The 1,696-nt window shown below is 48.0% G+C and carries 1 protein-coding gene; it reads left to right on the top strand.

Annotation, left to right across the window (positions count from 1 at the left end):
- Positions 1–94 precede the first annotated feature (94 nt).
- Positions 95–1,696 (top strand): hypothetical protein (locus QZ824_RS11545; protein WP_291276166.1); only part of this gene is annotated, 1,602 nt, incomplete at its 3' end.

Below are 1,696 nucleotides of genomic sequence, written 5' to 3'. Positions count from 1 at the left end.
CACCACCTTAGCCAACAACGACCAGGTAAGCGTGAAGATGGTAAGCAACTCCGGTTGCGCCAGCACACCAAACGCTACCTCGAATATCATCACCATGACAATTAATCCGGTGGTTACTCCATCGGTAACAGCCGTTGCGGATAAAGCCATCATTTGTCCTTTAGACAATGTAACGTTCACGGCTACTCCAACGGATGGGGGTACAGCACCAACGTATCAGTGGAAGAATAACGGTATAGCTATCAGTGGTGCTACCGACGCTACCTATATAACAACGGGTACTGCACTTGGCAGCCCGAACTCAATCACTGTTGAAATGATCAGCAATGAAGCATGCGCGCCAACGACAGCGGTTACATCAACAGCCGTCGTTGTGACCGTGAATGCTGTACCAACAATTAATGTAAGTATTGTTTCGGATGTACCTGCTATCTGTGCGAACAACCCTGTTGTATTTACAGCAACGGTAAGCGGTTCAGGTTCTACACCTGCACCAACGTATGAGTGGTTTATTACGAGCTCAACAACAACGCCTGGTGGTACATCTCAAGGTACTGCGAGTACGACTGCGACAACGTTTGCAACGAGTGCTTTAACAGCTACCAATAATAAAGTGTATGTACAGGTTGTTAGTAACGCGGCCTGTGCAACAGCAACACCTATATCAAGTAATGTGGTAAGCATCACGATCAATGCCGGTATCACTGGTGGTACAATCGGTTCAGACCAGGCGATCTGCTATAATGCAACAATGTCGGGTTTTACAGAAATCACTCCGAGCGATGCAGTGACGCCTGGCTATGTTTGGGAAGCATCTCCAAGAGGTCTGTCGGGTAGCTATGTCGCAATACCAGGCGCAACGAATGCAACTTATACTCCACCAGCAATACCAGTAACGATGGATGTTTACCTTCACCGTATTGTAACGGATGGAAGTGCACCTGGGGCATGTAATACAGCAACAAGTAATACGGTACACGTTACGGTTAGTCCGCAACTGGTGGCCGGTATAATCGGCAGCGACCAGACGATCTGTTCGGGTCAGACCCCTGCAGCGTTTACAAGTGCAATTCTTCCAGGCGGCGGCACAGGCTCTTATACTTACCAGTGGCAGTCAGACGCTTCGGGTACGATGGCAGATATTACAGGTGCAACCAATGCAACCTATACAGCAGGAGCATTAACAACAACGACTAAGTTCCAGCGTGTAGAAACATCCGGCACATGCGGCAGTGTAACCAGCAACGTTGTAACAGTTAACATTACTACACCTGTAACGCTGGCTGTGAGTATAAATGATCCGGGCCAGACCTGCGCAGGCTCAGCGCCATTTACCTTTACAGCAACAATGCTTACAGGTACAGGCACAGGTACACTCAGCTACCAGTGGTTAAAGAATAATGTGGTCATTAATGGTGAAACGAATATGACTTACATATATAGTCCGGCACTGGGTGACAACGGGAAATCAATCAGTGTTCGTGTAACAACATCTAACAGCTGCAATACAGGTCCGGCGACCTCGAATGTAATAGTTCTGAATATTGTTACAGCAGTAACTCCTACAGTAACCATCACAACCAACGACAATCCAAATTGTGCGGGCTTCCCGTCAACATTTACTGCTACAGCAACGGGTACAGGCACAGCACCAACCTACCAGTGGTATGTGAATGGTATTGCAGCGGGTTCAGGC

The organism is Flavobacterium sp. (assembly GCF_021151785.1).
In the GTDB taxonomy this organism is placed as follows: domain Bacteria; phylum Bacteroidota; class Bacteroidia; order Flavobacteriales; family Flavobacteriaceae; genus Flavobacterium.
This window is presented reverse-complemented; position numbering and strand designations above follow the sequence as displayed.